27 protein-coding genes are annotated in these 26,714 nt (G+C 51.1%); 17 read left to right on the forward strand and 10 right to left on the reverse strand.

Features of this window, described 5'->3' with window-relative positions; all coding sequences use genetic code 11:
• Positions 1 to 10 precede the first annotated feature (10 nt).
• The 10 genes from ISX59_RS16125 to ISX59_RS16170 are packed head-to-tail and all read left to right on the forward strand — an operon-like array spanning position 11 to position 7,499.
• Positions 11 to 640 carry a DUF4141 domain-containing protein gene (locus tag ISX59_RS16125; RefSeq protein ID WP_007366508.1) on the forward strand — a complete coding sequence of 210 codons (630 nt, stop codon included), beginning with the start codon at positions 11 to 13 and terminating at the stop codon, positions 638 to 640.
• A 3-nt stretch (positions 641 to 643) separates the two neighbouring features.
• Positions 644 to 1,648, forward strand: a complete 1,005-nt coding sequence (traJ, locus tag ISX59_RS16130; protein WP_007366507.1) for a conjugative transposon protein TraJ — start codon at positions 644 to 646, stop codon at positions 1,646 to 1,648.
• Positions 1,649 to 1,679: 31 nt separating this feature from the next.
• Positions 1,680 to 2,303 (forward strand): conjugative transposon protein TraK, encoded by a 624-nt coding sequence (traK, locus tag ISX59_RS16135; RefSeq protein WP_007366506.1) that lies wholly within the window; start codon positions 1,680 to 1,682, stop codon positions 2,301 to 2,303.
• Positions 2,304 to 2,309: 6 nt separating this feature from the next.
• Positions 2,310 to 2,618, forward strand: a complete 309-nt coding sequence (locus ISX59_RS16140; RefSeq protein WP_007366505.1) for a TraL conjugative transposon family protein — start codon at positions 2,310 to 2,312, stop codon at positions 2,616 to 2,618.
• Positions 2,599 to 3,948, forward strand: coding sequence for a conjugative transposon protein TraM (gene traM / locus ISX59_RS16145; RefSeq protein ID WP_007366504.1), 1,350 nt, complete (start codon positions 2,599 to 2,601; stop codon positions 3,946 to 3,948). The genes ISX59_RS16140 and traM overlap by 20 nt, the downstream gene beginning before the upstream one ends.
• A gap of 55 nt (positions 3,949 to 4,003) precedes the next feature.
• Positions 4,004 to 4,990: a conjugative transposon protein TraN gene (gene traN / locus ISX59_RS16150; protein ID WP_007366503.1), complete on the forward strand. Its 987-nt coding sequence runs from the start codon at positions 4,004 to 4,006 to the stop codon at positions 4,988 to 4,990.
• A gap of 2 nt (positions 4,991 to 4,992) precedes the next feature.
• Positions 4,993 to 5,568: a conjugal transfer protein TraO gene (locus ISX59_RS16155; protein WP_007366502.1), complete on the forward strand. Its 576-nt coding sequence runs from the start codon at positions 4,993 to 4,995 to the stop codon at positions 5,566 to 5,568.
• A gap of 8 nt (positions 5,569 to 5,576) precedes the next feature.
• Positions 5,577 to 6,446 carry a toprim domain-containing protein gene (locus ISX59_RS16160; RefSeq protein WP_007366501.1) on the forward strand — a complete coding sequence of 290 codons (870 nt, stop codon included), beginning with the start codon at positions 5,577 to 5,579 and terminating at the stop codon, positions 6,444 to 6,446.
• Between the two features lie 25 nt (positions 6,447 to 6,471).
• Positions 6,472 to 6,975 carry a DUF3872 domain-containing protein gene (locus tag ISX59_RS16165; RefSeq protein WP_007366500.1) on the forward strand — a complete coding sequence of 168 codons (504 nt, stop codon included), beginning with the start codon at positions 6,472 to 6,474 and terminating at the stop codon, positions 6,973 to 6,975.
• Positions 6,972 to 7,499 (forward strand): lysozyme, encoded by a 528-nt coding sequence (locus ISX59_RS16170; RefSeq protein WP_007366499.1) that lies wholly within the window; start codon positions 6,972 to 6,974, stop codon positions 7,497 to 7,499. Before ISX59_RS16165 ends, ISX59_RS16170 begins: the two co-directional genes overlap by 4 nt.
• A 63-nt stretch (positions 7,500 to 7,562) precedes the next feature.
• On the opposite strand, the gene ISX59_RS16175 is transcribed toward ISX59_RS16170, so the two are convergent.
• The 9 genes from ISX59_RS16175 to ISX59_RS16215 form a co-directional block, all read right to left on the reverse strand.
• Positions 7,563 to 7,784: a hypothetical protein gene (locus ISX59_RS16175; RefSeq protein ID WP_007366498.1), complete on the reverse strand. Its 222-nt coding sequence runs from the start codon at positions 7,782 to 7,784 to the stop codon at positions 7,563 to 7,565.
• Between the two features lie 117 nt (positions 7,785 to 7,901).
• On the reverse strand, positions 7,902 to 8,210 hold the full coding sequence (locus tag ISX59_RS16180) for a hypothetical protein (RefSeq protein ID WP_007366497.1): 309 nt from the start codon (positions 8,208 to 8,210) through the stop codon (positions 7,902 to 7,904).
• 45 nt (positions 8,211 to 8,255) lie between these two features.
• A complete protein-coding gene (locus tag ISX59_RS16185) occupies positions 8,256 to 8,501 on the reverse strand; it encodes a hypothetical protein (protein WP_007366496.1) in 246 nt (81 codons plus the stop codon).
• Entirely contained in the window at positions 8,498 to 8,731 is a 234-nt protein-coding gene (locus tag ISX59_RS16190) for a DUF3873 domain-containing protein (RefSeq protein WP_007366495.1), read from the reverse strand. Before ISX59_RS16190 ends, ISX59_RS16185 begins: the two co-directional genes overlap by 4 nt.
• A 20-nt stretch (positions 8,732 to 8,751) precedes the next feature.
• Positions 8,752 to 9,009: a hypothetical protein gene (locus ISX59_RS16195; protein WP_007366494.1), complete on the reverse strand. Its 258-nt coding sequence runs from the start codon at positions 9,007 to 9,009 to the stop codon at positions 8,752 to 8,754.
• Positions 9,010 to 9,033: 24 nt separating this feature from the next.
• Entirely contained in the window at positions 9,034 to 10,323 is a 1,290-nt protein-coding gene (locus ISX59_RS16200) for a PcfJ domain-containing protein (RefSeq protein WP_014224642.1), read from the reverse strand.
• A gap of 2 nt (positions 10,324 to 10,325) precedes the next feature.
• Positions 10,326 to 10,748 carry a PcfK-like family protein gene (locus tag ISX59_RS16205; protein WP_007366492.1) on the reverse strand — a complete coding sequence of 141 codons (423 nt, stop codon included), beginning with the start codon at positions 10,746 to 10,748 and terminating at the stop codon, positions 10,326 to 10,328.
• Positions 10,749 to 10,761: 13 nt separating this feature from the next.
• On the reverse strand, positions 10,762 to 10,983 hold the full coding sequence (locus ISX59_RS16210) for a hypothetical protein (protein ID WP_007366491.1): 222 nt from the start codon (positions 10,981 to 10,983) through the stop codon (positions 10,762 to 10,764).
• Between the two features lie 11 nt (positions 10,984 to 10,994).
• A complete protein-coding gene (locus ISX59_RS16215; RefSeq protein WP_007366490.1) occupies positions 10,995 to 11,210 on the reverse strand; it encodes a hypothetical protein in 216 nt (71 codons plus the stop codon).
• Positions 11,211 to 11,666: 456 nt separating this feature from the next.
• Between ISX59_RS16215 and ISX59_RS16220 the strand changes: the two genes are divergently transcribed.
• Both ISX59_RS16220 and ISX59_RS16225 read left to right on the forward strand, forming a co-directional pair.
• Positions 11,667 to 11,858, forward strand: coding sequence for a hypothetical protein (locus ISX59_RS16220; protein ID WP_014224645.1), 192 nt, complete (start codon positions 11,667 to 11,669; stop codon positions 11,856 to 11,858).
• A 399-nt stretch (positions 11,859 to 12,257) separates the two neighbouring features.
• Entirely contained in the window at positions 12,258 to 14,879 is a 2,622-nt protein-coding gene (locus tag ISX59_RS16225; protein ID WP_220576064.1) for a kelch repeat-containing protein, read from the forward strand.
• A gap of 54 nt (positions 14,880 to 14,933) precedes the next feature.
• Here the strand turns inward: ISX59_RS16225 and ISX59_RS16230 are convergent, their stop codons facing one another.
• Positions 14,934 to 15,194 carry a hypothetical protein gene (locus ISX59_RS16230; RefSeq protein ID WP_220576065.1) on the reverse strand — a complete coding sequence of 87 codons (261 nt, stop codon included), beginning with the start codon at positions 15,192 to 15,194 and terminating at the stop codon, positions 14,934 to 14,936.
• Positions 15,195 to 15,660: 466 nt separating this feature from the next.
• Here ISX59_RS16230 and ISX59_RS16235 point away from each other — a divergent pair, with 466 nt between their 5' ends.
• From ISX59_RS16235 to ISX59_RS16255, 5 genes are read left to right on the forward strand one after another with little or no spacing between them, the layout of a single operon-like run.
• Positions 15,661 to 18,846: a TonB-dependent receptor gene (locus tag ISX59_RS16235; protein WP_220576066.1), complete on the forward strand. Its 3,186-nt coding sequence runs from the start codon at positions 15,661 to 15,663 to the stop codon at positions 18,844 to 18,846.
• A gap of 13 nt (positions 18,847 to 18,859) precedes the next feature.
• Positions 18,860 to 20,542, forward strand: a complete 1,683-nt coding sequence (locus ISX59_RS16240) for a RagB/SusD family nutrient uptake outer membrane protein (RefSeq protein ID WP_032539592.1) — start codon at positions 18,860 to 18,862, stop codon at positions 20,540 to 20,542.
• 21 nt (positions 20,543 to 20,563) lie between these two features.
• On the forward strand, positions 20,564 to 21,517 hold the full coding sequence (locus ISX59_RS16245) for a BT_3987 domain-containing protein (protein ID WP_005810514.1): 954 nt from the start codon (positions 20,564 to 20,566) through the stop codon (positions 21,515 to 21,517).
• Positions 21,518 to 21,544: 27 nt separating this feature from the next.
• Positions 21,545 to 22,996 (forward strand): alpha-L-fucosidase, encoded by a 1,452-nt coding sequence (locus ISX59_RS16250; RefSeq protein WP_005810512.1) that lies wholly within the window; start codon positions 21,545 to 21,547, stop codon positions 22,994 to 22,996.
• Positions 22,997 to 23,014: 18 nt separating this feature from the next.
• Positions 23,015 to 26,668 (forward strand): glycoside hydrolase family 2 TIM barrel-domain containing protein, encoded by a 3,654-nt coding sequence (locus ISX59_RS16255; RefSeq protein WP_220576067.1) that lies wholly within the window; start codon positions 23,015 to 23,017, stop codon positions 26,666 to 26,668.
• Positions 26,669 to 26,714 lie beyond the last annotated feature (46 nt).

Genomic DNA, 26,714 nt, shown 5'->3' on the forward strand with positions numbered 1-26,714 from the left:
CCAAAGAAACATGAGAACAAGAATAACATTCGTCATCTGCCTGTGCCTGCTTCTCGCGGGCAGGGCTTCCGCCCAATGGGTCGTGAGCGATCCGGGCAATCTGGCGCAGGGCATCATCAATGCCTCGAAGAACATCATCCACACCTCGAAGACCGCCACGAACATGGTGAATAACTTTCAGGAAACGGTGAAAATCTACGAGCAGGGCAAGAAGTATTACGACGCCCTCAAATCCGTGAACAATCTGGTCAAGGACGCCCGCAAGGTGCAGCAGACCATACTGATGGTAGGCGACATCACGGACATCTACGTGACCAGCTTCCAGAAGATGCTGCGCGACGACAACTTCACGGTGGAGGAACTCGGAGCCATCGCCTTCGGGTACACGAAGCTGCTGGAGGAATCCAATGACGTGCTTACGGAGTTGAAGAACGTGGTGAACATCACCACGCTCTCCATGACGGACAAGGAGCGCATGGACGTGGTGGAACGCTGCCACTCCAAGATGAAGCGTTACCGCAACCTCGTGAGCTACTACACCAACAAGAATATCAGCGTGAGCTACCTGCGTGCGAAGAAGAAAAACGACCTTGACCGCATCATGGGGCTGTACGGGAGCATGAACGAAAGATACTGGTAGCCTATGGAGTTCGACAACCTTCACCAGATTCTCCGCTCGCTCTACGAGCAGATGATGCCGCTGTGCGCCGACATGGCGGGCGTGGCGAAAGGCATCGCCGGGCTGGGCGCGCTCTTCTATGTCGCCTACCGGGTATGGCAGTCGTTGGCGAGAGCCGAACCGATAGACGTCTTCCCGATGCTCCGTCCCTTTGCCGTCGGTCTGTGCATCATGTTCTTCCCTACGGTGGTGCTTGGCACGATAAACAGCGTCCTCTCGCCCGTCGTGCAGGGTACGGCGAAACTGCTCGAAACGCAGACTTTGGACATGAACAAGTACCGGGAGCAGAAGGACAGGCTGGAATACGAGGCGATGGTGCGCAACCCCGAAACCGCCTACCTCGTGTCCAACGAGGAGTTTGACAAGCAACTGGAGGAATTGGGCTGGTCGCCCTCCGACATGGTGACGATGGCGGGGATGTATATCGACCGGGGGATGTACAAGATGAAGAAGGGCATCCGCGACTTCTTCCGCGAGATACTGGAACTGATGTTCCAAGCCGCCGCCCTCGTGATAGACACCATCCGCACCTTCTTCCTCGTGGTGCTGGCGATACTCGGTCCGATAGCCTTCGCCATATCGGTGTGGGACGGCTTCCAAAGCACGCTCACGCAGTGGATATGCCGCTACATTCAGGTCTATCTGTGGCTGCCCGTGTCGGACATATTCAGCACCATACTCGCCAAGATTCAGGTGTTGATGCTCCAGAGCGACATCGAGCGCATGCAGACCGACCCCAACTTCTCGCTGGATTCCAGCGACGGGGTGTATATCGTGTTCATGATAATCGGCATCATCGGCTACTTCACCATTCCGACGGTGGCGGGCTGGATCATCCAAGCCGGGGGCATGGGCGGCTACGGGCGCAACGTGAACCAGATGGCGGGACGCGCCGGAGGCATGGCGGGAAGCGTGGCGGGTGCTACCGCAGGCAACATGGTCGGACGTGCCGGGAAACTGCTGAAATAATCAATGTGGAATTATAAACGGAAAAAGTAAAATGGAATTCAAGTCACTCAAAAACATCGAATCATCGTTCAGGCAGATACGCCTGTTCGGTATCGTCTTCCTCTCGCTGTGCGCAGTGATAACGGTATGGAGCGTGTGGAGTTCCTACCGCTTCGCGGAGCGGCAGCGGGAAAAGATCTATGTGCTGGACAACGGCAAGTCGCTGATGCTGGCACTCTCGCAGGACCTCTCGCAGAACCGTCCGGCGGAAGCGAGGGAGCATGTGCGCCGCTTCCACGAGCTGTTCTTCACGCTCTCGCCCGAAAAGAGCGCGATAGAACACAACGTGAAGCGTGCGTTGCTGCTGGCAGACAAGAGCGTGTACAACTACTATTCGGACTTCGCCGAGAAGGGGTACTACAACCGCATCATCGCCGGTAACATCAACCAAGTGCTGAAGGTGGACAGCGTGGTGTGCGACTTCAACGGCTATCCCTACCGCACCGTGACCTACGCCACGCAGAAAATCATCCGGCAGAGCAACGTCACAGAGCGCAGCCTCGTGACCACGTGCCGCCTCTTGAACTCGTCCCGTTCGGACGACAACCCCAACGGGTTCACCATCGAGGGATTCACCATCATCGAGAACAAAGATTTACAAACCATCAAAAGGTAAACGGACATGAAGAAAATCAAGAAATCACTGTGGAGTGCGTACTGGAAACTCCACGACAAAAAGAAAATGCTGGTGGAACGGCTCAAAGGGTATCTGGACGGCTTGCCGCCGAAGACACGCAGGCGCATCGTGCTGGCGATGCTCATCGCATTCGCCGCACTTGCCCTCTACACCTTCGGTAAAGCCGTCTATGACATCGGCAGGAATGACGGCAGCCGGATGGAGATAGACCATGCCGGACAGGTGGAACTGTCCGTGAAGCCGGATAACAATCACAATGTAATACCTTATTTATATGGAACAGACGAAGAATGAACCCAAGAACGAAAACAAGGCGGCTCCCGGCAACGACAAGCCGAAAAAGGAGCGCAAGCCGCTGACCGAAGCCCAACGGCTGAAACGCCAGAAAATGATAGTGCTTCCCGCTATGGTGCTGGTATTCATCGGGGCTATGTGGCTGATATTCGCCCCGTCCTCCGGCAAGGAGCAGGAGCCGGGAACAAGCGGCTACAACATCGAGATGCCCGATGCGGACAAGGAGAACCGCCGGATTATCGGTGACAAGGCGAAAGCCTACGAGCAGGGGGCAATGGAGGAACGGCAGGAGAACCGCAGCCGCGCCATGCAGCAGTTGGGCGACCTGTTCGACCGCGAAACGGTGGAAGCGGATGGGGACAGCGACTTCGACCTTGCCAATCCCGGCGGAACGGAAGAGGCGGTGAAGCCAGCACCGAAGACCATCCAGTCCTCGGCAGCCGCCTACCGTGACCTCAATGCCACGCTCGGCAACTTCTACGAGCAGCCGAAGAACGACAATGCGGAGATGGACGAGCTGCTGGAACGCATCGCCACCCTCGAATCCGAACTGGAAAGCGGAAAAGAGAGAAGCTCCACGATGGACGAGCAGGTGGCACTCATGGAAAAATCCTACGAACTGGCGGCGAAGTACATGGGCGGTCAGAACGGCACGCAGGCGGCAGCGGGACAGACCGCAGAGCCGTCCCCCGTGCAGAAAACCGGAAAGAACACGGCAAAACCCGTCAGGCAAGTGACGCATCAGGTGGTGTCCTCGCTCGGACAGCCCATGAGCAATGCCGAATTTGTCGCTTCCTTCTCGCAGGAACGCAACCGCAGTTTCAACACGGCGGTGGGCGTTACAACCGTACCGGACAGGAACACCATACCGGCATGCGTCTATGGGGCGCAGAGCGTGACGGACGGGCAGGCGGTCAGGTTGCGGCTGTTGGAGCCGATGGCGGTAGCAGACCGGATCATCCCCCGTAATGCGGTGGTGGTCGGCGCAGCCAAGATTCAGGGTGAACGGCTCGGCATCGAAATCACCTCGCTGGAACACGACGGTACGGTTATCCCGGTGGAGTTGGAGGTCTATGACACGGACGGGCAGCCCGGCATATTCATCCCCAACTCGATGGAGATGAACGCCGTCAGGGAGGTTGCCGCCAACATGGGCGGTTCGCTCGGCAGTAGCATCAACATCTCCACCAATGCCGGGGCGCAGCTCGCCTCCGACTTGGGCAAGGGGCTGATACAAGGCACGAGCCAGTACATTGCCAAGAAGATGCGCACCGTCAAAGTGCATCTGAAAGCCGGGTACAGGGTCATGCTCTATCAGGAGAAGAACTGATGTATAATCATAAGAAATCCAATCAATAACAACAACCCACTAAATTCAAAGTAAAATGAGAAAAGTAATCATGATGTTTGCCCTCGCTATGGGCATCGCAACTGCCAACGCGCAGGAAAACGTAACCGTTGAAACGACCAACGGAAGTGAAGAACTGACCTTGACAAAAGAGGTCTATCCGCAGAAGGAGGCGGACGGCGACCTGTATCACGGTCTGACGAGAAAGCTGGGCTTTGACCGCATGGTTCCCCCGCACGGCTTGGAAGTGACCTACGACAAGACCGTGCATGTCATCTTCCCGGCGGAGGTGCGCTATGTCGATTTAGGCTCGCCCGACCTGATTGCGGGCAAAGCCGACGGAGCGGAGAACGTCATCCGTGTGAAGGCTACCGTGAGGAATTTCCCGAACGAAACCAACATGTCCGTCATCACGGAGGACGGGAGTTTCTACACCTTCAACGTGAAATACGCCGCCGAACCGCTGCTGCTCAACGTGGAGATGTGCGACTTCATCCATGACGGCGAGGCGGTGAACCGTCCGAACAACGCGCAGGAAATCTACCTGAAAGAATTAGGCAGCGAAAGTCCGATGCTGGTGCGCCTTATCATGAAGTCCATCCACAAGCAGAACAAACGTGAGGTGAAGCATATCGGCTGCAAGCGTTTCGGCATCCAGTACCTTCTGAAAGGCATCTACACGCACAACGGGCTTCTGTATTTCCACACGGAAATCAAGAACCAGAGCAACGTGCCTTTCGATGTGGACTACATCACATGGAAAATCGTGGACAAGAAGGTGGCGAAGCGTACCGCCGTGCAGGAGCGTATCATCCTGCCGCTCCGCGCGCAGAACTACGCCACGCTCGTGCCGGGCAAAAAAAGCGAACGCACGGTCTTCACGATGGCGAAGTTCACCATACCCGACGGCAAGTGCCTCGTGGTGGAGCTGAACGAGAAGAACGGCGGCCGTCACCAGTCCTTCGTGATCGAGAACGAGGACTTGGTGCGCGCCAATACCATCAACGAACTTCAAGTGCGCTGACCATGAGAAAGTACATCGCAATAATCATCGCGTCGCTTGCCCTGTTCACGGGGCAGGCGCACGCCCAGCGATGCCTGCCGAAGATGCAGGGCATCGAGGTCAGGGCGAATCTGGCGGACGGCTTCAAACCCGGCGGCAACGACGGCGGGTACAGTTTCGGGGCGGCTCTCTCCACCTACACGAAGAAGGGGAACAAATGGGTGTTCGGAGGTGAGTATCTCCTGAAAAACAACCCGTACAAGGACACCGCCATACCTGTGGCGCAGTTCACGGCGGAAGGCGGCTACTATTTCAAGATACTTTCCGATGCCCGTAAAATCGTGTTCGTCTATGCGGGGGCTTCGGCTCTCGCCGGGTATGAATCGGTGAATTGGGGCGAAAAAGTGCTGCATGACGGTTCGACACTGCACGACCGGGACGCCTTCATCTACGGCGGTGCGCTGACGCTCGATGTAGAGTTTTACGTGGCTGACCGTATCGCCCTGCTCGCCAACCTCCGGGAGCGTTGCCTGTGGGGTGGCGACACGAAGAAGTTCCATACCCAATTCGGGGTGGGCATCAAGTTCGTCATCAACTGACACGCGGCATGGAACGGACGGATATAGACACCATGAGGCAAATATCCCTCGCGGACTTTCTCGCGCGGTTGGGGCATGAGCCTGTCCGAAGGAGCGGAAACGAACTTTGGTATCGTGCGCCGTACCGCAGTGAGCGCACGCCCTCTTTCCGTGTGAACGTGGCGAAACGGCTCTGGTACGACTTCGGTTTGGGCAAGGGCGGTGACATCTTCACGCTTGCCGGGGAGTTTGCCCGAAGCGGTGACTTCATGGCGCAGGCAAGATTCATAGCGGAAACCGCCCGTATGCCGTTTGTCGCATCGGAAAAGCCGTTGTACCTGCCGGAACCGTCCGAACCTGCCTTTGAGGGGGTGGAAGCCGTCCCACTGCTCCGCTCACCATTAACAGAGTATCTGGCGGAACGGGGCATCCCTTATGCCGTTGCATCCCGTCACTGCTGCCGCTTGAACTACGGCGTGCGTGGAAAACGGTATTTCGCAATCGGTTTCCAGAACGTGGTTGGCGGCTATGAAATCCGGAGCCGTTATTTCAAGGGTTGCGTGCCGCCGAAGGATGTGTCGCTGGTCAAAATGGAAAGTTCTCCGACTGGCGTGTGCAGTTTATTTGAAGGATTTATGGACTTCCTTTCCGCTGCCACGCTTGGATTGGAAACAGGCGACAGCCTTGTGCTGAACTCCGTCGCCAACGTGGGTAAGGCGGTAAAACACTTAGACGGGTACGGGCGCATCGACTGCTTCCTCGACCGTGACGAAGCCGGGCGGAGGACGCTGGAAGCCCTCAAAGGACACTACGGCGGACGTGTCTGTAACTGTTCCGCACTCTATGACGGTTGCAAGGACTTGAACGAGTATCTGCAACTGACAGCAAAAAAGAAATGAACAATAACTTAAAAATCAAAGGACAATGAACATACTGAACAACAAGAACAAGAGAATATCCATCTTCAAGGCGTTGGCACTCTGCCTGTTCGCCGCCGTGTCGCTCACGCTCGCATCGTGTGACGATGACATGGACATCCAGCAATCCTATCCGTTCACGGTGGAAACGATGCCCGTACCGAACAAGGTCACAAAGGGGCAGACGGTGGAAATCCGCTGTGAACTGAAAAGGACGGGCGATTACGCCAACACGCTCTACACCATCCGGTATTTCCAGTTCGAAGGGGAAGGCACGCTGAAAATGGCGGGCGGCATTACTTTTCTGCCCAATGACCGCTACCTGCTCGAAAACGAGAAGTTCCGGCTGTACTATACGGCTGAGGGCGACGAGGCGCACAACTTCATCGTGGTGGTGGAGGACAATTTCAAAAATTCCTACGAATTGGAATTTGACTTCAACAACCGGAACGTGAAGGACGACATTCAGACCGTCATCCCCATAGGCAATTACAAACCTCTGCCAAGATGATGCGTGTATTCATGGCTATCCTCTGTTCGCTGCTGGCGGTCTGCTCCGTGTCCGCACGGGACAGCCGTCGGAAGGGGACGGACAGGCAGGCGGCAATCTACCGCCTGCCGCCTTTTGAGCGGGCGGTTCGCTGTACGAAGTATTTTGAAGGCTGGCACTCGGAGAAACACCACCCATACGTGGGCTGGGGTCATCAGGTGCAGCCGGGGGAAAGGTATTCGGCACGCACCATGACGAAGCGGCAGGCGGACGCACTCCTGCGGAAAGACTTGCGTAAGTTCTGCGCCATGTTCCGTAAGTTCGGGCGTGACAGTCTGCTCCTTGCCACGCTCGCCTACAATGTCGGTCCATACCGGCTTTTGGGGAGCGGGAAGATACCCAAAAGCACGCTGATCCGAAAATTGGAGGCGGGCGACAGGAACATTTACCGGGAATATATCGCTTTCTGCAACTACAAGGGGAAACGGCACGCCATGCTGCTCAAACGGAGAAAGGCGGAGTTTGCGCTGCTGTACATTCCGTAACATGGCAAATGCCTGACAAATGAAACTCCGATGAAGCCGCAACTTCATCGGAGTTTCCGCTTTTCATACATTCGGGATTTTTCCTTTGCCGATTACTTCACCGTCCCTGCAATGCTCTATGATGCCGGGCGAAAATCCCATCTCCCCGATTGCGATATGCCGGATATACTCCACATATTCCTGACCTTGAAAAATCCTGCCCGTGAGGTTTTTGAAAATCATCCTTATGCTTGTTCCGTCATCGCTGTGCAGGATGATTTTTCCGTTCTGTCTGATTTCTTCCATGATTGAAACTTGTTTTTGTGAATACTATCGTAGATTGGGACAGCGGTTTCTTTGCTACTTTCTTTGTCCGCCGTCATGCTCACCGAAAGAAAGTAGGGCGGCTTTGTCCGCCGCCACTCAAAAATGGGTGTAGAGTCCTGTTACCATCGTGAACATTTCTTCCAGCATATCGCAATATATGCCATCGTGTGTTTCGATGTCCTTCGTCTTGCACTCGAATGTCTTTTTGCTGAACGTCCTGCGGTAGAAACGCATATTGTAGAGGTCTAAGCCGGCATCGTAGATGATGTCAAGGCGGTTGGCACTCGTCTTGTTCCTCGCAAGGCTCATGCGCAGTCCGTTACCCATATCTATAAAGTCCTTGCTTCCCGTCATGGCGGCAAAGCGTCTGCCGCCTATCTGCTGTAAAATAGTCTTCGCTATCATGCTTTTCTTGGTTGTAGGTTGGCGGTGCGGACACCGCCAACTTGTTTAACATTCTGTTATCTCGGCAATGGGTGTGTTTCGTTTCAACCATTCCATCAGGCACTCCATATTGTACTCGCTTGTGATGACTGCCGTATGGCTGTTGATGGCGGTAAACCTGCTGCTCTCGTAGTCGTCTATCCACCCTTTTAGGGTATCAACTCCCCACGCTTCGGCATCGTCAAAGATGCCGTCCAATACTTTGATAGGCTCACTGAACTTCACTATCAGCGTTTGATAGGCTGCGTTCATCGTCTGTCCTCCTTTCCTTCCTTTGCCGTGAGCCACTCATCCCGTGCTTCTCGGCACTCGTCCAATGTGGGTTTGACACAAGAGAACAACTCTCCGTCTGTGGGGTGGCGGTAGTCGTACTGCACAAGTGTCCGCTTGCGTCTGCCGATACCTAATTGGAAACGCTCGTATTTCTCCGTACCTGCTTCCGTGCAGGTGCTTACTCCGTTGATGGTCATCCGTGTTGCCATAATCGTTGATTTTAGGGTGGTTAAAAATGTACTGACAAAACTCTGTTCTTCATCACCATTTCGGGGTCGCTCGTGTAGCGTTGGTGCAGGTAGAAATGGTGGGAACCGAAGCCGTAAAGGAAAAACCTGTCAAGTCCGTGCTTCTCGGCAAAGTTCTTTACACTCCGTCTTAACTGCTCCTCACTCGTTGCAAGAGTGAGGAGGTTCACAAATTCAAGGAACATCGTGGGGATTTTATCGTCCCACAGACAAACCATGCTTTCAATTTTTACTTCCATACTATTGGGTATTATAGGTTGATACTATGCCGCTTCCATCCGCTGGCGGATAAGGTTCACGTTGCTGTTCACAAGGTTTACAATGCGGTCGTGGTACTCGGTATTGGAATTGTGCAAGCCACGACTTTGCACCACTTCCAATGTCTTCAAGGAAACCTCCACCGTTTCTATGCGCTTGCCGTCAATGGTAGCGGATAGGATAAGAGAGTTCTTTTCAAGGAAATAGGAGTTGGAAAACACGCAATGGTGCAGTTCCGTCCCTTCCGCTGCAAACTCCGCAACGCTCTCCAACACACGCACCTGCAAAGTGCCGTCCGTGAAGGCGATGCCGAAGAATATGCCTTTGAGTTTGCGGTATGCCTTCTCGTGTTTCTTCGCTTGGCGGATGCGTTCCTCCAACTTCTTGCGTTCTATCTCCTTGTTGCGCTTGTGCATAAGTCTGTCGTGTTCGGCTTTGAGGTCGGAGGGACAGACGTACTTCGGGCTGTTCGTGTCCTTGCCGAAATGCCGCAGGAGGTCTATGGTGTCACGCCACATGGAGCCGTCAGCAATGGTGTAGCCGTTGCGGATACATATCTTTACGGATGCCCAATACCTCTCTATGTCAAAGGAACTGCGGATATAGTGGCGCAACATGGGGTATTGCCCTGCCTTCAACAGCGTTTCGGCTCGGCTGTCGGAAAGGATAGCCGTGAAAAGGTCGTAAGGCAGTATGTTGTGGTATTCGCCATTGAAGCCGTTGCGTTTCAGTTCGGGTATGAAACGCTGTCGGGGATAGGTGCAGACGGGGTTTATATCGTATGCACGGAGTTTGTTGTTCTTGCGTACCTCCATGTCGCTGTATTCCGCCCATAGGTCGTAGTAAAGTATGGACATTCCACGCAGTCGGGCAATGGTGACGGTTGTGCCTTTGGGCGAAATCCACCTTTGCACCACTTCATAAATGGAATACCCGGCTGCCTGCCCTGCCTTGTATTGGGACTTGACGAAGAAGAAGCGTATCACTTGGTACTGCTTGCAGGTGGTGATGATGCAGAAATACTCGTTCTCGCTGAACACGCTCTTTCGGGTGCGCAACGCTTCCAACTCCATGCCGCAATGCGGGCAGGTGCATCCGCAAACGGTGTCCGCAAGGTTGTGTTCACTCCTCCACGAATGTCCGCACTCGGTGCAGATGTTCGTGCCGTCCGCCCTCTTGATGGCGTAATGTTTGAAGCAATGGCGGAAAGCGTAAGCCCTCTGTGTGGCGGTCAATTTCGGCAGTCGCTCGCTCAATCGTGCGACTTCCTGCTGTATGGGTGTTCTCGGTTTCATAATCAGAAATTGAATAGGTTGGGTTGTTGTACTTCTTGTGCGGTCGCTTTGGTGGCGGTTCTCGGCTTGCTGCGGTTCTGCAACTTGCGGAGTTCCTCCTCTTGGTATCTGCGGACTGCGTTCTGCCGTGCTTCCGCCTTTTCCTCTGCCGTGAGTTCCACAACGTGGTTCACCGCCACTTGGCACTGAATGGGCTTGCCTACCTCTATCTCGTTCTCGTCATAGTAGTGGACGGCTTGCCCGAATATCTCCCCGTCCGTGAAGCCGTTGCAACCGCTCCGCTGCACGTAGTTGAGAATGTAGGTGACACAATCGTCTATGTTCTTGGCAGGGTTGCGGTAGTTCCTCGCAAAGAGCGTATCTTCCGCTGCACGCTGCTCCAGATACATCTGTATCGTTCTCTTGAAATGTTCTGTTCCTTTCATATCGCTGTCTTTTTTAGATTGTCTGTTTCAGTATTTCTCTCCAATAGGTCGGCTCTACCTCGCTCAGAAGGAAGTCTGTAAAGTCCCTCCGTGCGTCCTTGTTCAGTTCTCGGTAGAGTTCACGGAACACGGATATGTTGCCGTTGATGTACGTTTCCACCATGTACACGAAGATGTTGTCCACCTCGTAGTATCTGCACTGCTGCGCTGCCGTTTTGCTGCTTCTCTTTGCCATGTCAGTAGGGGTTAAAGGGTGAATAACCAAAGGATGAAGCCGAAGAAGGCAATAGTGGAAAGGATAGCCACGATTACACCTATCGCCACTCGGAACACTCCGTTTACAATCTCTCTAATAATGCCCCAAAAGATGCCGAACATCCCGAAGGCGGTGCGTACCATCAAGCCGCATATCGCAAGCCCTATGTACTGCGCCATTTGTCTGAAATTTGCCGTTGCCGTCATATCTTCGCTGTTTTTGATTTTTTTGTTTTTTAATGCGGATTCAAGAGCTGAGGGAGTTGAGTTTCAAACTATCTTATCTGCCTCTCGTTTATCCGACATTTTTTTTATGCGTCTTTCTGTCGCATCGGTCGTTTTCGTTTCGGGTGCTTGAAAAGGTAGGGATTAGGGAATGCAAGGTTTTTCGGGAAAAATACTACCCGCAGGGCTGGAGATTTTTTCCGAAAACAGGAGGCTTGACCTTGCATTCCCGTCCAATCCCGGAATTACCTTTGCGCCCAGAACGGAAATGACTATCTGATGCGGCTCACTGAAAGACGCGAAAATGGAGGTAAACGGAAGTGGAGGCAGATTGGACAGGAAAACTTCAAAAGAGAAATCCGTAAAAAAGGGAAAACGCCAAAAGGAAAAGGGACATAGCCGGAGGCGTGAAACCGGGCAAACCACCGGCAAGGAAGTATGATTTTATATGTCTGGCCGAGCGTGTACGGTCGGACGGATAAAATCATTCTTCCCGGTTTGCCTGCCGTGTGTGACGGCTTGTTCCATTTATGGATCGGGCGGTCAGACACGGCTTTCCGCTTACGGCTCAAAGGAACAGTGGAAAAAGAAAAATCGTCAGAAACCCGTAAAAGCACCTCTTTGGCATAAGCACAAAAGAAATGGGCCTTGCATCATTAGTCTAAACTGTTGTTTAGGCGTGAGGCAAAGCCCTTTTCTCCGCTTATGCGTAGTCGGCATACGTTCGACCAAAATCCTTTTGGGCGATGGTGTGCCGACGGACAAAACCGCTTTTACGGAAAAACTTGTATGAGAAGAAAAAATTAGGGAGATTCATTTCAAAATCTCCCGTTTTATTGTTACTTTTGCATACGAAGAGTTCTTTGAAGGTTACGCAACGCGCAGAAGGATGATGCAGTAGATAACTAACTAAATCGTAACCTATTACTATCATGAGCAATTAACCTACGCTCAGTTCCAATAAATTACACTCTTTTCGTAACTTCATGCCACTATGGAACGGATGACGCATTTATCGAAGAACAGTATATGAGAAGGTTGAGATGTTTGTTTGCTATCGGAATGATATGGCTTTGTATAGCCGATTGTTTCCCGCAGGGACTTCTTTTCTATGGAAATGAGAAGCGGATCAGTGAGCGTGCCACTTATTCTGTCCTGCGCGAGGAACATCAGCGTACCTTTACCAACACCTTCTGCATCTCTTTTGACTATCTGGTACGGAATGTGGAGAGTCCCGGTTATATCCTTTATCTGGAAGACCGGGATGCCGGAAAGACCTATAGCTTCACCTATCTTCATAAATCCGGTGACCGCTGTTCTTTTTCTTTTAACGAAGACGGCAAACGTATCTTTTGTACTTTTGAACTGAATAAAGAAGATTATGACCATCGTTGGTTGCCCGTCTCCATTGCGCTGGACATACACAAAGACCAGGCCCGGATAACCGTTGGCAACCAAAGCAAAGAGATCTCTAATCTGGGATTGGAGAAAGGCGGCTTCTCTCCGCATATTTATTTCGGTAAATGTGAATACATTCTGGACGTGGCTTCGTATGCCATCCGTAACCTGTCGCTTACCGACGGAGAAGAGATCATGATATTCCCTTTGAACGAGAGTAGCGGAGAAGATGTACACGATAGCCGGGGACATGTTGTGGGACGGGTTACCAACCCCATGTGGCTTATCAATCAGTCCTACTATTGGAAAGAGCTTTTTACGGATTACTCTTCCACACCCTCCGGTCTGAACTTTGACAAAACACATCAGGAGATTCTTTTCTTTAATCAGGACTCTCTGTCTACGTTCAACCTCTATACCCACGAATTGTCACAGGTGCCTTATAAGAATCCTTTGCCGGTTCAGCTTCGTCTGGGTATGAACTTCCTGGATGAGGCTTCCCGCGAACTGTATACCTACGAAGTAGCCGACTCGCACGGTGATGCCATGGTGGCGGCACTTGATCTTTCCACCAACGAGTGGCGTTCCGCCAGTACCGATTATCTTTGTCAGCAACTCCATCATCATAGCGGATTCTTTCATCCGGCCGAAAAGAAATTCTTTCTGTTTGGCGGTTACGGAAGCCGCAGGTATAGCAATACGTTTCTTGCATACGACCTGAAAACTTGCCGCTGGGATACACTGACTTTCTTAGGCGACCGGGTAACTCCCCGCTATTTTTCCGGTATGGCCGTCAGCCGCGATTACAAACGGGTTTACCTTTATGGAGGCATGGGCAATGAAGCCGGTGATCAGAATGTGGGACGCAACTATCTGTACGATCTCTACCGGGTGGATATGGACACCCGTTCGGTACGGAAACTCTGGGAAGTGAAAGCACCGGCGGTCAACCGGGTGGTCCCCCGCAATATGATACTCTCTGCCGATGAAAAATACCTGTTCCTGTTGGGGTATCCGGAATATCTGCCCAATTCCACTTTGCAACTGTACCGTTTGTCCGTCCGTGACGGAGAGTGTGAAGTGGTGGGAGACAGCATTCCCATTGTTTCGGAAGAGATTGCCACCAATGCCAATCTTTATTTCAATGAAGAACTCGGCGAGTTCTACTGCTCTGTTCAGGAGTTCGAGAAGCACGGTCAGGTGACTACCCGCCTCTATTCTCTGGCCGCTCCGCCGGTGACTCTGGCCGATGTGGAATATTACAGCCGGATGCGGACCACTCTGAACAACAGGCTGACCGGGGGAATCGTTGGCGGGGTATTGCTCTTGATGGCCTGTGTATGGGGAATCATACGTTACAGGCGGAAACGGAATGCGGCATCCCCGGAGGAAACATCTGCCGGGGTTCTTCCCGAAAGAGGGCAGAGTGCCCCGGAACTTTCGGTTATGGAGCTGCCCGAGATCGAGGAATCCGAACTTGGAAAAGAACCTTCTGAGTGGGATGAGTTGCCGGCTGTATTGCCGCCCGATAAGAATGCGATTTTTCTTTTTGGTATGTTTACCATACTCGACAATGCCGGGCGTGATATAACTTATATGCTCAGTCCTAAGCTGCGTGTTCTCTTTTTATATATTCTGTTGAACAGTGTGGGGAAGAGAGGGGTGCTTTCATCGGATATGAATAAGATATTCTGGCCGGACAAACCCGATAGTAACGTGAAGAACCTGAAGGGAGTAGCCATGAATCATCTGAGAAAGATATTGCAGGATGTAGACGGTATCGAGCTTGTATTCCGCAACGGATACTTCTGCCTGGTGTTTGGTGAAGAGTTCTATTGCGATTATATCCGTCTGATTGCTCTTACTTCTCCCGAAAAGAAAAAGAAGGAGAGTCCCGGTGCCATCCGTGCCGAATGGTTGGAAATACTTCTGCGGGGCAAGTTCATATCTACTGTCGAATCCGATCTCTTCGATTATTATAAACAAAAGGTGGAATCTCTGATTCATTCTCTGCTGCCCGAACAGCTGGAACTTGCTTACAAAGATGCCCGGTTCAGTATCGTCATCCGTCTTTGTAACATCCTTTTCATAGCCGATCCTTTGTCGGATATGGCACTTGCCTACACGGTTTGCGCCCTTCGGAAACAGAATAACCCGGAGGAGGCCATCAGGCGTTATGCCGCGTTTACAAAAGATTATAAGCGGATGATGAACGAGGAATACAGCATTGCTTTCGCCGACATCAAAGTTTAAGTATTGTCCCGTTGCCAATTTGTCAAAATGCTAACGAAAGCCTCCCGGTTTTCGTTATTTCGGCCATTGGATAAGGCGGGGGGGAAAAAACGCCGCCATTTCGTTTGTCTGTTTATCTTTCCGGCAGTAATTCTGCCTGTTTTCAATCAGTGGAGAAACGTAAGCGATGCCATCCCGTACCGCCTGTCCACTTAATGGTGGAATACCTGTCCTTTCGATACTTCGTGAAGCCTTCTCCCGGTCATCCAACCAGAAGTAAAATAGTTCCCGCAGACCCTCTGTCTCCGTAACAATATATGTTATCGGCCAAAACATATAGAGATATTTGAAAAAGAAGTAAGCATTTTCCGGGAATGCTTACTTCTTTTCGACCAAATGCTTACTTCTTTTTCGGAAAAGCCCAGCTCTTTTCACTCCCAATCAAGGCTATCGAGGAGAAAAAGCCCGGCTTTTCACCTCCATTTGCCCGGTTTTGCCTGCATGTTTCTTCCGGTTGCTCCTTTTCTGTAAAGGATACAGTCAGTGAAAAAGGCTTTTTACTGTCTTTCTGATAGCTTGGTGTCTCTTTATGCTACCTTTGTGCATATTTTAACTTAGAGGATTCTGTGTCTGGAGCACTGTGGCGCGGGGTTAACAAGAAATACACGAGGTTAATCGCTTCGTTAACCCTTATTTAATCCCTCTCTTAAGACCATAGAGATACATTTGCTTTCGTCTTTAAATAAAAAGAGTCAGCAACGCCTTGCTTGATTCCTAATGTTAATTTTAACTTGTTATTATTATGAGAAAACGAAAATTAGTAGAAAGAGCCGTAAGGGCCTCGGGGATGTTTGTCCTTCTTTCGGGTATGGGACTTCAACCTTGCCTTGCTTCTCAAAACTACAATGCAGAACCTGCCGGAGTGGTGCAGGCAGCACAACAGAAACAGAAAATAACCGGCCGTGTTCTCGATGACACAGGTTTCCCCCTGCCCGGAGCTTCTGTGCAGATCAAAGGTGCTCCCGGTCGGGGAACTATTACCGACATCGAAGGTAACTTCTCGATTGATGCAGATCAGGGTGAACAGTTTGAAATCTCCTTTATCGGGATGGAAACACAGGTCGTAACCGTTACCGGAAAGACCCATCTGGAGATCACCCTCAAAGAAGATACCAAAACACTGGACGAAGTAGTGGTGGTGGGTTATGGTACGCAAAAGAAAGCGAATCTGACCGGAGCCGTAGCCAGTGTTTCGGCGGAGACACTCGAAAGCCGTCCTATCACGAACCTCAGCCAGGGATTGCAGGGTATGATCGGTAACCTGAATATTTCTGCCGATAACGGTGCACCGGGCAAAGGATACGGATTCAATGTCCGTGGTACTACCTCCATCAACTCTTCCGGCCCCTTGGTGTTGGTCGACGGTGTGCAGATGGATCCCAATATGATTAACCCGGCCGATGTGGAAAGTGTTTCGGTATTGAAAGATGCGGCTTCCGCCTCTATCTACGGAACACAGGCAGCCTATGGCGTAGTGCTGATTACGACCAAGAAGGGTAAAGACGAGAAAGCGAAGATCTCGTTCTCGTCCAACTGGTCGGTCAATTCTCCCACACGCAAACCGGAGTACATGGATTCGTGGACATTTGCCAATTTCCATAATCTGACCAATCGTAACTCCGGCGGAGGCGACTATTATGATAAGAACTACATGGATCATATCTATGCTTATTATACCGACCCGAAGCATAATCTGCCGGTATTCATCGACCCGTCCAATCCCAACAAGTATCTGTATTGCGGTAATACCGACTGGATAGACGAAACCATCAAGGATCATACTTTGATGCAGCAATACACGCTGTCACTCAACGGAGGATCGGGCAAGACCACCTATTATGGATCGGTAGGCTTCCTCGACCAGGGAGGAACGCTGAAACATTACGACGATAAGTACCGCCGTTTCAATGTCAACCTGAATCTGACTTCGGACATTACCAATTGGTTGCAGGTTCGGTTAAAAACCGTCTATAATAATACTTTCCGGGATGCTCCCTACGGAAGCAATAACAGTGACGAGACGGCACAGATCAACAGTGCTTTCTACGGTGCCGACCTTCGTCCGATGATGCCGGTTTACCATCCGGACGGAAACTTCTCCGGACAGGGCAGTTGGACCAATATGGTAGCCACTCAGTCCATCTCCGGCGAGCGTAAGAACAAAGAGAACGACCTTTGGCTGACCGGAGGTCTGAAAATCACTCCCCTGAAAGACTGGACCATCAATGTGGATTATACCTATAACATGTATATCCTCTCAAAGAAACAGCATGGCAAGGAGATATTGGAACATACCGCCAATCCGGATATCGTAACCGTATTTCCGCATACCACTCCGAGCCGTGTGAAGTTTACCACCGACGATAACTATTATCAGACGTTTAATGCCTATACCGACTATACCAAGTCCTTGGGCAAACACAACATAAAACTGTTGCTGGGATATAATTACGAAACCAAAAGTTACCGCTGGTTCAATGCCGAGCGTGAAAACCTTATCAGTAATGACCTCCCCGGTCTGGGACAGGCCTACGGAGAGAAGTACAATGGAAGCGGCCAGCACTCCTGGGCTACTATGGGATATTTTGCCCGCATCAACTACAATTATGCCGAACGTTATCTTTTGGAGTTGAACGGACGTTATGACGGTTCCTCCAAATTCCCTAAAGACAAACGGTTCGTATTCTTCCCGTCCGTTTCGGCAGCCTGGAGAATTTCGAACGAAGCTTTCTTCGAACCGGCCAAGAAGATTGTGGACGAACTCAAGCTCAGAGCTTCTTATGGTTCGTTGGGTAATCAGTCGGTTGGCGGCGACTATCCTTATATAGCCACAATGGGTACCAATGGCGAGATGGGATATCTGGTAGACGGAAAGAAAATAGCCAGTGTGAGTCCCGGCGGCATCGTCAGTCCGTACCTGACATGGGAAACCGTGCGCCAGATAGACTTAGGTGTGGACTGGGCATTGCTGAACAACCGTCTTTACGGAACCTTCGACTGGTACATGCGGAAGACACTCGATATGGTGACTAACGGTACACCCCTTCCCGCAGTGCTGGGTACAGGCGCGCCGCAAGCCAATACGGCCGATCTGAGAACAACCGGATGGGAACTTTCAATGGGATGGAGAGACCACGTAAACAAGGATTTCTCTTATGATGTAAGTTTCGTACTGTCCGATTATCAGGCAGAGATCACGAAGTTCAACAATCCGCAGAACCTGCTTTCAACCCACTATGTAGGCAAGAAGTGGGGCGAAATCTGGGGGCTGGTTACCGAAGGTATTTTCCAGTCACAGGAAGAAGTAAATGCCCATGCCGACCAGTCGGAAATCTACGGCGGCGGTTGGTATCCGGGAGATGTGAAGTACAAAGACCTGAACGGTGACGGCAAGATAAATAAAGGAAAGAATACGCTTGATGATCCGGGTGACCAAAGGATAATCGGTAACAGTGAACCGCGTTACAGCTATGGTATTAAGGGCGGATTACAATGGCGTGATTTTGACTTTGATGTATTCTTCCAGGGTATCGGTAAAAAGGATGTAGTGTTGGGAGGTAACCAGTTCTGGGGCTTCGGCAACGAGTGGCACGTACCTTTCAAGCATGCACTCGATTCATGGACGGAAGATAACCGCAATGCTTACTTCCCCCGCTCTACTTATGACAACGTGACCGGTAACCGCGAAACGCAGACCCGCTACCTTCAGAATGCCGCTTATCTGCGCCTGAAGTCCATTACATTGGGATATTCGCTGCCGAAAGCACTGCTGGGCAAATGGAAGATAGACCATGTACGTTTCTACGTAAGCGGACAAAACCTGCTGACGTTCGATCACTTGTTTGACATATACGACCCCGAAACAGTGAGCCTCAGCACCTATCCGCTGACCAAGTCTGTTTCATTCGGATTAAACATTACCCTCTAATACGATAACAATTATGAAAAAGAATAAGATATTACTGATGGCGTCAGTGGCATGTACTTTTATGTTCACCTCTTGCTCTGACCTGCTGGACCTGTATCCTGAGGATTCTCTCTCCGACCCTAAATTCTGGACAAGTGTGCAGGACCTCGAACTTTATGCCAATGGCTTTTACGGAATCCTGCCGGGAGCGCAAGGCCCCGGTGCCGATGACGAATCGGACTGTTACGTGAACGAGAAACCGAAGACCTGGATTTTCAACCTTGAAACGATTCCTACTTCCGGTGGCGGATGGGGAAGCGGAGACTGGGGAAATATCCGTTCCTGCAACTATTTTATGGACCGCTACAAACGCGTGCAAGGTGACGAGGAACAGATAAACCGTTCGGTGGCTGTGGTTCGTTTCTTCCGTGCCTGGGAGTATGTATACAAAGTGAAGCGTTTCGGCGATGTACCTTGGTATGAAACAGAATTACAGATGGATTCCGAGCAACTGTATAAGGGGCGCGATTCGCGGAAAGTCGTGTTTACACACATCCTGGAAGATCTCGATTTTGCCATCGAACATCTTCCCAAACCCAATGAAACGAAGATCGGTAATATGCACAAGTATGCCGCGCTGGCTTTCAAATCGAGAGCTTGCCTGTATGAGGCGTCTTTCCGCAAATATCATGGGCTGGGCGATTATGAAGAGTTATACCGTGAAGCTGCCGAGGCTGCGGAACAAGTGATTGAAGAAGGCGGCTACGCGATTTATAAGACCGACAACCCCACTCTGGACTATTATAACCTGTTTGTACAGGAAGATTTATCTTCCAATAGTGAGTGCATCATGCCGAGGGTTTATATTACCAAGCTGTTGATGCACAACAATACCCGCCAGATGGAAGAGTCGTATACAGGTTTGAGCCGTGCCATGTTTGAGCAATACCTGTGTGCCGACGGTCTGCCCACTGCTGTCAGTCCGGAATACGAAGAGGCAGATATGCCGATGGACGAACTGATGCAGCGCGATCCGCGTTTGCGCCAGACTATTGATAATCCGGAGCTTCCTTTCAAGGTGCTGAGTGACGGCACCCGCCAGTTTAATGCTCTTCCGGTCATAGATACCAAATATTGTACCACCGGATATTATGTAATGAAGTATCACTCGACGGATCCGGAACAGTGGAACATCGGACAGTCTACACTGGATGTGTTTATTTTCCGTTATGCCGAAGTGTTGCTGAACTATGCCGAAGCAAAGGCCGAATTGGGTGAATGTACTCAAGATGTATTGGACCTGACCATCAACGAACTCAGAGATCGTGTAGAGATGCCGCACCTGAAAGTGAATGTCGGCTTTACCGACCCGAACTGGCCGGATTATGGCTATGAACTTTCTCCATTGCTTTACGAGATCCGCCGCGAACGTGCGGTCGAGCTGATCGGCGAGGGTTTCCGTTGGGATGATATTGTACGTTGGAGAGCGGGTAAGTTGCTGGAAGCACCCAAGAGTATGCTCGGAATGAAAGTATCGGACAAGCTGAAAGAGCAGTACGATTCTTTTTCCCGGGAGCTGACCGAGGACAATCTGTTGATTGTTTATCCGGACAGATCGACCCGTAAATGGGACGATAAGCTCTATCTTCATCCGTTGCCTATCGACGAGACAACGATGAATCCGAACCTGTTACCCAATAATCCCGGCTGGGAATAACTACTTAAAACGAAACGAATCATGAAACAGAATATATTGAAGGCAGCCATTCTGGCTGCCGGATTCTGCTGCACAGTGGGATGCAGTGACAATGACAGTGACCTGACCATTTATATTCCGGACGCGGGAACTGCCGTGAAAGCCAATTTTTACATTGAAGACGAGCCTTATGTACAGACCTTCAACGTTGCCGTTACTCCTGAAACTTATCCGCAACTGACGGAGTATGGGTTACCCAATGATGCTGTGGTGCACCTGCAAGCCGATCCGGACAAAGTGAACGAATACAATACGAAGAACGGAACCGAGTATGAACTGCTGCCTGAAGCTGCGTATGACCTGACCGGAGAAGTACTGGTCAAAGCCGGGACATCGAAGTCCGAAGAAGCCGTAATCACAGTCCATGCGAAAGGTAATATCGAGGCATTTAAAGAGTATCTGTTGCCCGTGAGCATTACTTCGGTAGAGGGAGCTGTTGCCGATGACTGTTGCCAGACCATCTACTTCATCTTCAGAGGATCGATGGATGCCAGCAATATGGAGTTGCTCGACCGCACCGGATGGGAAGCCCTGAGCGCTTCGTCCGAAGAGCCGAAAGAAGGAGACTGGGGGCACAGCGGGCTGAAAGAGGCTTGTCTGGATGGCGATCTGAATACTTTCTGGGGAACCGACTGGAGCAACCAGCATCCCCAACCGCCTCACTGGATTGTCATTGATCTGAAGAAAACCACCCATATTCAGGGGTTTGCCTGCCAGGCACGCGAAGAGGGCTATGACGGTCCGAAAGAGGTGACCGTGGAAGTGAGCGAAGACAACGCTACCTGGACAGTCGCCGCCAAGTTTAAAGATATCCCGGCACAGGGTGAGTTCCGGTCCTTCCTGCCCGATGCCGTAGACGGACGCTATCTGAAGGTGACCATTACGGCCGTGAACGGCGGACCGCATGTGACGGTCAGCGAACTTAATTTATTTTGATAACGAACATCTAAAACAGACGAATACATGAATCTAAGAAATTTATTTTTAGCAGCGGGAATCGCTGCCGTGGCGGTGCCCGTATCCGCACAGAAGGCTCCGGAACCCTACGGACTAACCCCCAGTGCACGCCAGGTGGAGTGGTACAACCGTGAGATGATCGCTTTCTTCCATTTCGGAATCAACACATTTGAGGAGTATGTAAACGAAGGTGACGGACGTGCTCCGGCAGCTATCTTCAACCCTACGGCTCTCGATTGCGGACAGTGGATGCGTACCCTCCGGTCGGCGGGCATTCCCAGTGCCATCATCACTGCCAAACATGCCGACGGCTTCTGCCTTTGGCCCAGTAAATATACGGACTATGGTGTGAAGAACTCCGCCTGGAAAAACGGAAAGGGAGACGTTGTACGTGAATTTGTAGATGCTTGCGAAGAGTATGGCATCAAAGCAGGAATCTATCTGGGACCGCACGACCGGCATGAGCATCTTTCTCCGCTTTATACTACGGAGAAGTACAAGCAGTATTATGGTCACCAGTTGGAAGAACTGATGGGTGACTATGGAAAAGTCTGGGAAACCTGGTGGGACGGTGCCGGAGCAGACGAGCTGACCACTCCCGTCTATACGCATTGGTATAAGATTGTGCGCGAGAAGCAGCCGGACTGTGTCATTTTCGGAACCAAGAACTCGTATCCTTTTGCAGATGTGCGCTGGATGGGGAATGAATCGGGTAAAGCCGGTGATCCTTGCTGGGCGACTACCGACTCTGTCTGCATCAAAGATGAGTGGAAAAATTACGAAGGACTGAACGAGGGAGTAAAAGGCGGCGACGCTTATATCCCGGCCGAGACTGATGTATCCATTCGTCCCAGTTGGTTTTATCATGCCGAAGAAGACAGCCGTGTGAAGAGTGTCAAAGAGCTTTGGGACATCTATTGTACCTCTGTAGGGCATAACAGCGTGCTGTTGCTCAACTTCCCACCTGATCGTCGCGGATTGATTCATCCTACCGATTCACTTCATGCTGCCTTGCTGAAGCAGGGATTGGACGAAACCTTCGGGAACAATCTGCTGGCTAAGGCCAAGGTGAAAGCAACGAACGGACGCGGAGGTAAATTCCGTCCGGAATTCCTGACGGACAACAATAAGGAAACTTATTTTGCCGGAAGGGACGGAGCCAAGACCTCAGACATCGTTTTCACCCTTCCCCGGCAGACGGAGTTTGACTGCCTGATGATTCAGGAAGTGATCGAACTGGGACACCGCACGACGAAGTGGAGTGTGGAGTACTCCAATGATGGCCGTAACTGGACCCCGATACCGGAAGCAACCGATAAGCAGACGGTGGGGTATAAATGGATCGTGCGTTTCGAACCGGTAAAAGCCAAACAGGTACGTCTTCGTATCCTCGACGGATTTGCTTGTCCTGCTATCCATACATTCGGAGTGTACAAACAATCGGCTTTATTTCAGTAAAAACAATAGGTAGTTGGGTTGAATATAGGTTTGGGCTGTATCACACAGGCAGACATACGTTTTGTTGGCGGATACAGCCCTTGGTTTTCTTCCCTGCCTTTTCTTAATATCAATAGTATGCTAAATTTTAAACATCTGTTTCTGGTAAGCGTTGCTCTGTGGTCGACAGTAGGAATGGTTCGTGCCCAGGAGTTCGATCCGAAGCAAAGCTACGAGATCCATACCCAGAACGGGCTTGTCCTGGACAATCAGGAGAGTCTGGATTTAGGTGGTAAGATATTTATTTCTAAAAAGGAACCCCATAAAGAGTCGCAGGTCTGGAATCTGATTCCTTGCGGTAACGGCTGCTATTCCATTGTCAGTCCGCTCACTGAACTGGGAATCGACAATAGCGGCAATGGGAGCAAGGAGTGTCCGGTTATCCAATGGGACCCAAATAAAGAAAATCCCAATCAGCAATGGCGTATCACGGCTTTACCCAATGGGAATTATTTGTTCACCAGTGTAGCGAGTGGTTATAATCTGGGCTTCCCGGATGCCGGCCTTGTGGCCGAGCCGGTTTACCAGCTCAAACCAGATGCGCAGAAAATAAGCCAGCAATGGAAAATCGTGAAATCGAATCTGAAAGTGGTGGCTGAGGCTTTTAAAACCCGGAGTGATAATGACTGGGAGAATGAACGGATATTTGCCGTTAACAAAGAAGAAGGGCGTTCCACGTTTGTCCCCTTTGCCGATACGGAAGAGATGAAGGGCGATCCTTCGTACACCCGTCCTTGGATACGCAATCACTCTTCCCGTTATCTGTTGCTCAATGGTGACTGGAAGTTTCATTGGGTAAAGCAACCTTCCGAACGTCCGGTGGATTTCTATAAACCGGGCTATGACGTGTCTGCGTGGAAAGAGATTCCGGTTCCTTCCAATTGGGAGATGCTGGGATACGGCACCCCCATCTATACCAATATCACCTATCCGATACGCAACAATCCACCCTTTATACAGGGACAGAGAGGATATACGGTAGAGAAAGAGCCTAATGCGGTAGGTTCCTATCGGAGGGAATTCTCTCTGCCGGCCGACTGGAAGAATAAAGAAGTGTTTATCCACTTCGATGGAGTGTACAGTGCTATGTATCTGTGGATCAATGGTAAGAAAGTCGGGTATAGCCAGGGTGCCAACAATGATGCCGAGTTCAACATCACACAGTATGTGAAGCCGGGTAAAAACATATTGGCGGTCGAAGTGTATCGTTGGAGTGACGGCAGTTATCTGGAGGACCAGGATATGTTCCGCCTGAGCGGTATCCACCGGGATGTCTATCTGGTGGCGACTCCGAAACTTCGCCTGCGCGACGTGCATCTTACTTCTGTCATCAGTGACCGTTTCGACAAGGCCGACTTATGTGTCAAAGCAGACGTGAAGAACTATGGCAAGTCTGCTGTGAATGCCTCCGTACGCATAGGGCTGCTGGATGCCGATGGCAAAACTTTGCGTACGTTTACAACTGCGGTCGGTAATCTGGCTGCCGGAAAAGAGATCTGTCTGCCTGCAAAAGCAAGTATTCGTGATCCCCAACTCTGGAGCGCCGAAACACCTTATCTGTATACTGTGAATCTGGAATTGCTGGATGCTTCCGGCAAGGTGCTCGAGGCAACTACCCAACAATATGGTTTCCGCAAAATTGAAATACGTGACAATAAAGTGTATATCAATGATGCATTGGTGTTGTTCAAGGGTGCCAATCGTCACGATATTCATCCCCGTTTCGGTAAAGCGGTGCCTGTAGAAAGCATGATAGAGGATATTCTTCTCTTTAAGCGTTTCAACCTGAACACCATTCGTACCAGTCATTATCCGAATGATCCGAAGATGTATGCTCTGTTTGACTACTATGGACTTTACGTGATGGACGAAGCCGATCTGGAATGTCATGGCAACATGATGCTGACCAAGCGGGAAAGTTGGAAAGGTGCTTTTGTCGATCGGGTGGTACGTATGGTGGAACGGGACAAGAACCATCCTTCCGTTATCTTTTGGTCGATGGGGAATGAATCGGGCGGAGGACCCAATTTCGAGGCCGCTTATCAGGCTGCCAGAGAGATTGACGCACGGTTCATCCATTATGAAGGAATGAATGACGTTGCCGATATGGACTCACGGATGTATCCATCCATCGAAAGTATGATAGCTCAGGACAACGAGCCGCGCAATAAACCTTTCTTTCTATGTGAGTATGCACATGCCATGGGAAATGCCGTCGGTAACCTGGAAGAATATTGGGACTACATTGCCAACCGGTCGAAACGTATGATTGGCGGTTGTATCTGGGACTGGGTGGACCAGGGCATCAACAAACCCGGAGAAGGGCCGGACCGTTATTATTTCGGGGGCAGCTTCGGTGATCGTCCCAACGACAATGACTTTTGTTGTAACGGACTGGTGACACCCGACCGTAGGGTTACTCCTAAGTTATGGGAAGTGAAAAAGGTATACCAATATATGACTTTTGAAGAAGTGGGAGAGAACAATGTGGGGTTGCGCAATCATTATTCATTCCTGAATATGCGCCATTTCAACCTCCGTTATGTCATACTCAAAGACGGGGTGCCTGTGGCAGAAGAGGAGTTCGGACTCCCCGATGGCAAGCCGGGTGAGCATCGCACAATTCATATCCCTTTCCTCCGTCATCTGACGGAAGATGCGGATTATCACATCAATCTGGAAGTGAAGCTGAAGAGTGACTGTGTATGGGCCAAAGCCGGACATGTGGTGGCAACGGAGCAGTTCTTGCTGAAGGAGAGGAAACGCAAATCCGAAATGTCGGAACCTTCAGAACCTCTGCAGGTGATAGAAGAGCGGCAGTACATCCGTTTCCGTGCTCCGGGAACCGAAGTGTCGTTTGATTCGAAGACCGGCATGATGATCGCTCTCCGATATGACGGGCGGAACCTGATACATCGGCAGCAAGGGCCGTCACTGAACTGGTATCGTTCTATTAACAATGATCCTCGTGAATGGATTCAGCCGGTGATCGCGCTGCGTGGTTTTGACTGGAAGATGGCAGAGGACGGAAAGTCGGCATCCATCCTTTCGGAAATAGAAGTGAAAGTAGGGAAAGTAACCGTTCCTTATACCGTCAGATATCAGGTTTACAGTAATGGTGTAGTCGATGTGGCGGCCGACTTTACAACAGGAAGTAACTTCGACCTTCCCCGTCTGGCTTTGCAGATGTTCCTCAACCCCTCGTTGGAACAAGTCGAGTGGTATGGCCGCGGCCCGATGGAGAATTACCGTGACCGGAAGAATGCCGCCTATGTCGGGCGTTACCAAACGACTGTCACGGATATGGCGGAACATTATGCGCGTGCGCAGACAATGGGCGGACGCACGGATACCCGTTGGTTGTCACTGACCGACGACCGGGGCAAAGGACTCAAAATCACCGCAACGGATACGGTTGACTTCAGTGCCCAGCACTATACGGACAAAGATCTGTGGCAAGTGAAGTATGGGCACGATTTGCCGGACATTCGCCGTGCGGAGGTTGTTCTCAATCTGGACTGCATTCAGCGGGGATTGGGCAACGCCAGTTGCGGACCCGGACCCCGTCCCCATTATGAGATACGGAAAGATACGGTCTACAGCTATTCCTTCCGGATGGAGCCGTTGAGATGATGAACATCGGTCCGGCTGCAAAGGAAACCGCTCTGCAGCTCCTGAT

It is taken from the genome of Bacteroides sp. FSHCM14E1 (assembly GCF_019633785.1).
Taxonomy (GTDB): Bacteria; Bacteroidota; Bacteroidia; order Bacteroidales; family Bacteroidaceae; genus Bacteroides; species Bacteroides hominis.